A 5,590-nucleotide genomic window follows, 5' to 3' on the forward strand; every position below is an offset into this window, starting at 1 on the left:
GCGGCCGGCACGGCGGCCACCTCGCCGGGGACGCCTGGCGCCCGTCCGCGTCCTGCGGCGCTCGGCCAACCAACGCAGGACACGGCGCATCCACCTCCGCGACGCGCCGCCGGCACCACGCGGCTGCTACCCTTGCGCGATGGGTTACGAACGCTACGAAACGCCTGCCGCGCTGCCACCGCGCGCGCGCCTGGGCCAGTATTGGAAACTGCTGCGCGGCGACCGGCCGATCGGCGTGCTGCTGCTGCTGTGGCCGACCTGGTGGGCGCTGTGGCTGGCCGCCGATGGGATACCGCCGCTGTGGACCTTGTTCGTGTTCACCGCCGGGGTGTGGCTGACCCGCTCGGCCGGCTGCGTGATCAACGACTACGCCGACCGCTGGCTGGACCCGCAGGTCGAGCGCACCCGCAGCCGGCCGCTGGCCACCGGCGCGGTCAGCGGCCGCGAAGCGCTGGCGGTGTTCGCGGTGCTGATGCTGGTGGCGTTCGCGCTGGTGCTGACCATGAACGCGCTGACCATCGGCCTGAGCGTGGTCGGGCTGTTCCTGGCCGCCAGCTATCCCTACCTGAAGCGCTACACCTACCTGCCGCAGGTCTACCTGGGCATGGCTTTCGGCTGGGGCATTCCGATGGCCTTCGCCGCGGTGCGCGGCGAGGTGCCGGCGCTGGGCTGGCTGCTGTACGCGGTCAATATCCTGTGGGCCACCGCCTACGACACCTGGTATGCGATGGTCGATCGCGAGGACGACCTGCGCGCCGGCTCCAAGTCCACCGCCATCCTGTTCGGCGAACTCGACCTGGTCATCCAGGGCGTGCTGTACGCGCTGATGTTCGTCGCTCTCGCCTTCGTCGGGCATCGCGCGGACCTGGGCGTGTGGTACTGGGCCGGGCTGGGCGTGGCGGCGTTGCTGGTCGTCGTCGAATTCCGCATGGCCCGGCACCGCGAACGCGCGGCGTGCTTCCGCGCCTTCCTGCACAACAACTGGGTCGGCCTGGCGATCTTCGCCGGCATTGCCGCGGCGCTGGCACTGCGCGCCGGCTGACACCGACGCGGTTCGGCAGCCCGCTTCGGCGGCGCGCAACAACGCCCTGGCCACAGGCCACGCGATAGCCACGGGTCCGCACGCGGCGCAGGAACAGCCGGTGCAGCGCTCACGGCACCCGCGCCACCACCCAGGCATCGACCCGTTCGACGCCGGCACGGCGCAGTGCCTTTGCCGCGGCGTGGAGGGTCGCGCCGGTGGTCATCACGTCGTCGATCAGCGCCACGTGCGCCGGCAGCGACGCCGAATCCGGCACCGCGAACGCACCACGCAGGTTGCGCCGGCGTGCGCGCGCATCCAGTTCGGATTGCGCCGCGGTCGCCCGCACCCGCTGCAATTCCAGGCACAGCGGCAGTGCCAGTGCGCGCGCCAGTGGCCGTGCCAGTTCCAGCGCCTGGTCGTAGCCGCGCTGGCGCAGCCGGGCCGGATGCAGCGGCACCGGCAGCAGCGCCTGCGGCCGCGGCAAGGCCGCGCAGCGTGTCTGCAGCAGCGCGGCGAGCAGGCGCCCGGCGGCCAGGTCCTGATGGAACTTGAAGCGGCGCAACAGGCCATCGACCGGCGCGGCGTACACGCAGGCGCTGGCCACCCGCTCCAGCGGCGGCGGCCGGCGTTGGCACGCGCCGCAGACCTGCTCGGCATCCAGCGCCTGTAGCGGCAGTGCACAGCGGCAGCAGGCCGCCGCATTCCAAGGCACATCGTCGCGACAGGCGGCACACAGGTCCAGGCCCGGCGCGCCGGGCTCCCCGCACACAAGGCAGCGTTCCGGCAGCAGGCGGCGCTGCAGCCAGCGCCAACCGCCGTCAACCAAACCAGCCATCGTGAAGTTGACAGGACGTTGCATGCTTACCAGACTGCCCGCTTTCCCAGCCGCTGACCGTCAGGAAACCCCCATGTCCGCTGTCGTCCGACACGACTGGCAACGCCAGGAATTGCTCGCCCTGTTCGATCTGCCGTTCCCGGAGCTGCTGCACCGCGCGGCCGCCGTGCACCGCGAGCACTTCGATCCGGCGCAGGTGCAGGTGTCCACGCTGCTGTCGGTGAAGACCGGCGGTTGCCCGGAAGACTGTGCGTACTGCCCGCAGGCGCAGCGCTACGCCACCGGCGTGGAGGCGCAGAAGCTGATGAGCACCGAGGCGGTGCTGGACAAGGCGCGCCAGGCCAAGGCGGCCGGCGCCTCGCGGTTCTGCATGGGCGCGGCCTGGCGCTCGCCCAAGGACCGCGACATCCCGAAGGTGGCGGAGATGATCCGCGAGGTGAAGGCGCTGGGCCTGGAGACCTGCGCCACCCTGGGCATGCTCGACGGCACCCAGGCGCAGGCGCTGAAGGCGGCCGGGCTGGACTACTACAACCACAATCTGGACACCGCGCCGGATTTCTACAACTCGATCATCCACACCCGCCAGTACCAGGACCGCCTGGACACCCTGACCCACGTGCGCGACGCTGGCCTGAAGACCTGCTGCGGCGGCATCGTCGGCATGGGCGAGTCGCGCGACCAGCGCGCCGGCCTGCTGCAGGCGCTGGCCAACCTGCCGGTGCATCCGGACTCGGTGCCGATCAACCGCCTGGTGCAGGTCGCCGGCACCCCGCTGCACGGCACGGTCGAGCTGGATCCGTTCGAGTTCGTGCGCACGATCGCCGTCGCCCGCATCGCGATGCCGCGGGCGATGGTGCGGCTGTCGGCCGGGCGCGAGAGCATGAGCGACGAACTGCAGGCGCTGTGCTTCTGCGCCGGCGCCAACTCGATCTTCTACGGCGAGAAGCTGCTGACCACCGGCAACCCGGACACCGAGCGCGACCAGGCGCTGTTCGCGCGGCTGGGGCTGCGGCCGATGCAGGTGATGGTGGATGCCGACGCGCACGACCATCCCGGCACCGTGCACGCGGACATCACCGCCCAGCCCACACCGGCGATCGCCGCCGCGCTGGTCTGAGCCTGGGGCGTCCGTCCGCCGATCCGGCCGTCCATCGCCGGCGGCGCCCGGCTCGGCCGGGGACGCGCTACGCTAGCCCGCCAGATGCCCGTCCCGCGCCCATGGCCCGTCCCGACCTGCACGACCGCATCCAGTCCGCGCGCGCCTTGCGCGAAGCGCAGGGGCGCCTGCGCGTGCGCCGCAGCGTCGGCCGCCGCGACGGCGTGCGCCTGGAAGTGGACGGCCGCTGGCTGACTGGCTTCTGCAGCAACGACTATCTGGGCCTGGCACAGCAGTTCGAAGTGGTCGCCGCCCTGCAGGACGCCGCCGCGCGCGAGGGCGCCGGCGCCACCGCCTCGCACCTGGTGTGCGGCCACCACGCGCTGCACGAGGCGCTGGAACGCGAGATCGCCGACTGGCTCGGCTATCCGCAGGCGCTGCTGTTCGGCAGCGGCTTCATCGCCAACCTGGCGGTGCAGCAGGCGCTGCTGAGCGAGGAAGAGGACGTGTGCGTGCAAGACCGGCTCAACCACGCCAGCCTGCTCGACGCCAGCCGCCTGGCCGGCTGCCGCCTGCGCCGCTACCCGCACCTGGATGCCGAAGGCGCGATGCGCCAGCTCAAGCACGCCGCCGACGGCGCGGCGATGCTGGCCACCGATGGCGTGTTCAGCATGGACGGCGACGTCGCCCCGCTGCGCTCGCTGGCGCTGGTGGCGCGCACCCAACAGGCGCTGTTGTACGTGGACGACGCGCACGGCGTCGGCGTGGTCGGCCCGCAGGGGCGCGGCAGCGTCGCCGAGGCCGGGCTGGGTGTCGACGACGTTCCGCTGCAACTGGTGACCCTGGGCAAGGCACTGGGCGGCTACGGCGCCGCAGTGGTCGGCGATACCACGCTGATCCGGCATCTGGCCGAAACCGCGCGGCCGTATCTGTACACCACCGCGCTGCCGCCGGCGCAGGCCGCGGCCTCGCTGGCGGCGGTCAAGCTGGCGCGGCGCGACCAGTGGCGGCGCGAGCGGCTGGTCGAACTGATCGCCCTGTTCCGCGGCGGCGCGCGTCGCCATGGCCTGGAACTGATGGCCTCGGACACGCCGATCCAGCCGCTGCTGTGCGGCGAGGAGCGCACCGCACTGGCGTGGTCGGCAGCGCTGGAACAGGCCGGCTACCTGGTCTCGGCGATCCGCCCGCCGACCGTGCCGGAGGGCAAGTCGCGGCTGCGGGTGACCCTGTCGGCGCTGCACACGCCGGCGCAGGTACAGGCGCTGCTGGATGCCCTGGCGCTCGCGCGCGATCGCGTGGCCGCGCATCCGCCCGGCGTGCCGGCGTGAGCGCAACCGACCTCGCCGCGCGTCGCGCGGTGTGGGACGCGCTGGCCGAGCTGTACCTGGACGATGCGGTCGACGCGCGGCATGCGCAGATCGCCGCGGTACTCGCCGCCTCGCCGTTCGCCACCGATACGCTGTGGCAGATGCTGCGCGAGGACGTGCATCCGCGGCTGGCGCCGAACCTGCTGACCACGGCCGGCGCCTGGCAGGGCATCGACGGCGACTGGCTGAGCGCGGCGATCCAGCAGCGCCGCGGTGCGCATCGCGTGTCCGCCTGGCGCACCCGCGACTATCCGCGCCAACAGTGGCGCCTGCTGCTGCCGCAGGTGCTGGCGCAGCGCGCGGCACACTGACGCGACGGCCGAAGCCGCCTTTCCTGTTCTTTCGCAACGACGACAACGATGCATATCGACACCCTGGGGCAGGGCCCCGATCTGGTCCTGCTGCACGGCTGGGCGTTGAACGGCGGCATCTTCGCGCCCTTGGTCGAGCGCTTGTCGGCGCAGTACCGCCTGCACCTGGTGGACCTGCCCGGGCACGGCCACAGCCGGGGCGACGACACGCCGCTGGCATTGCCGCACGTGGTCAGCGCAATCGCCGCGGCCACGCCGCCGGCCGTGTGGCTGGGCTGGTCGCTGGGCGGGCTGTTCGCGCTGCACGCCGCCGCCACGCAACCGCAAGTGCGCGGGCTGGCGATGCTCGCGGCGACGCCGCGCTTCGTACGCGGCAGCGACTGGCCGCACGCGGTGGAGCCGCAGGTGTTCGAACAGTTCGGCCGCGATCTGGCCGAGGACTATCGCGGCACCCTCGAGCGCTTCCTGGCACTGGATACGCTCGGTTCGGCGCACGCGCGCGCCGAACTGCGCACCCTGCGCGAAGCGCTCGACGCCCGCGGCGCGCCCGACCCGCACGTGCTGCAGGACGGCCTGACCCTGCTGGAACGTACCGATCTGCGCCGCGCCCTGCCCGGCCTGCGCATGCCCAGCCTGTGGATCGGCGGCCAGCGCGACCGCCTGGTCCCACCCGCAGGCATGGAGGCCGCCGCGGCGCTGGCGCCGAACGCGCGCGCGCTGATCGTCGCCGGCGGCGGCCACGCCCCGTTCCTCGGCCATGCCGACACCGTTGCCGACGCGCTGCGCGGATTCCTGGCGACGCTGGACTAGCGGCGTCGCGCCGCGCGTTCCACGGTGCTGTCGTAGCAGCGGCTTCAGCCGCGACACGCCCGTTGCGTCGGGTTGCGGCTGAAGCCGCTCTACAAGCGCTTGCGTCGAGCCCGGCGGGTGCACTGTGGGAGGGACTTCAGTCCCGAC

At 72.7% G+C, this 5,590-nt stretch carries 6 protein-coding genes; 5 read left to right on the forward strand and 1 reads right to left on the reverse strand.

The genetic code is table 11. From position 1 onward, the window contains the following. Positions 1–139 precede the first annotated feature (139 nt). Positions 140–1,042 carry a 4-hydroxybenzoate octaprenyltransferase gene (ubiA, locus tag D183_RS0113880; protein WP_017909533.1) on the forward strand — a complete coding sequence of 301 codons (903 nt, stop codon included), beginning with the start codon at positions 140–142 and terminating at the stop codon, positions 1,040–1,042. Between the two features lie 109 nt (positions 1,043–1,151). Here ubiA and D183_RS0113885 read toward each other — a convergent pair whose 3' ends face one another. Next, positions 1,152–1,883, reverse strand: coding sequence for a ComF family protein (locus D183_RS0113885; RefSeq protein WP_026144468.1), 732 nt, complete (start codon positions 1,881–1,883; stop codon positions 1,152–1,154). 49 nt (positions 1,884–1,932) lie between these two features. Between D183_RS0113885 and bioB the strand changes: the two genes are divergently transcribed. The 4 genes from bioB (at position 1,933) to bioH (ending at position 5,443) form a co-directional block, all read left to right on the forward strand. Then, entirely contained in the window at positions 1,933–2,976 is a 1,044-nt protein-coding gene (bioB, locus tag D183_RS0113890) for a biotin synthase BioB (RefSeq protein WP_017909535.1), read from the forward strand. A gap of 101 nt (positions 2,977–3,077) precedes the next feature. Further along, positions 3,078–4,283: an 8-amino-7-oxononanoate synthase gene (gene bioF / locus D183_RS0113895; protein WP_017909536.1), complete on the forward strand. Its 1,206-nt coding sequence runs from the start codon at positions 3,078–3,080 to the stop codon at positions 4,281–4,283. Continuing rightward, positions 4,280–4,633, forward strand: a complete 354-nt coding sequence (locus D183_RS0113900) for a DUF7079 family protein (protein WP_017909537.1) — start codon at positions 4,280–4,282, stop codon at positions 4,631–4,633. Before bioF ends, D183_RS0113900 begins: the two co-directional genes overlap by 4 nt. Before the next feature lie 48 nt (positions 4,634–4,681). Next, a complete protein-coding gene (gene bioH / locus D183_RS0113905; RefSeq protein WP_017909538.1) occupies positions 4,682–5,443 on the forward strand; it encodes a pimeloyl-ACP methyl ester esterase BioH in 762 nt (253 codons plus the stop codon). Positions 5,444–5,590 lie beyond the last annotated feature (147 nt).

Origin of the sequence: Xanthomonas sp. SHU 199 (assembly GCF_000364665.1) — a bacterium.
Classification (GTDB): Bacteria; Pseudomonadota; Gammaproteobacteria; order Xanthomonadales; family Xanthomonadaceae; genus Xanthomonas_A; species Xanthomonas_A sontii.

Bases quoted from the DNA above. Each gene is read 5' to 3' on its own strand.
- ubiA (WP_017909533.1), top strand. From the start codon at position 140: ATGGGTTACGAACGCTACGAAACGCCTGCCGCGCTGCCACCGCGCGCG.
- D183_RS0113885 (WP_026144468.1), bottom strand. From the start codon at position 1,883: ATGCAACGTCCTGTCAACTTCACGATGGCTGGTTTGGTTGACGGCGGT.
- bioB (WP_017909535.1), top strand. From the start codon at position 1,933: ATGTCCGCTGTCGTCCGACACGACTGGCAACGCCAGGAATTGCTCGCC.
- bioF (WP_017909536.1), top strand. From the start codon at position 3,078: ATGGCCCGTCCCGACCTGCACGACCGCATCCAGTCCGCGCGCGCCTTG.
- bioH (WP_017909538.1), top strand. From the start codon at position 4,682: ATGCATATCGACACCCTGGGGCAGGGCCCCGATCTGGTCCTGCTGCAC.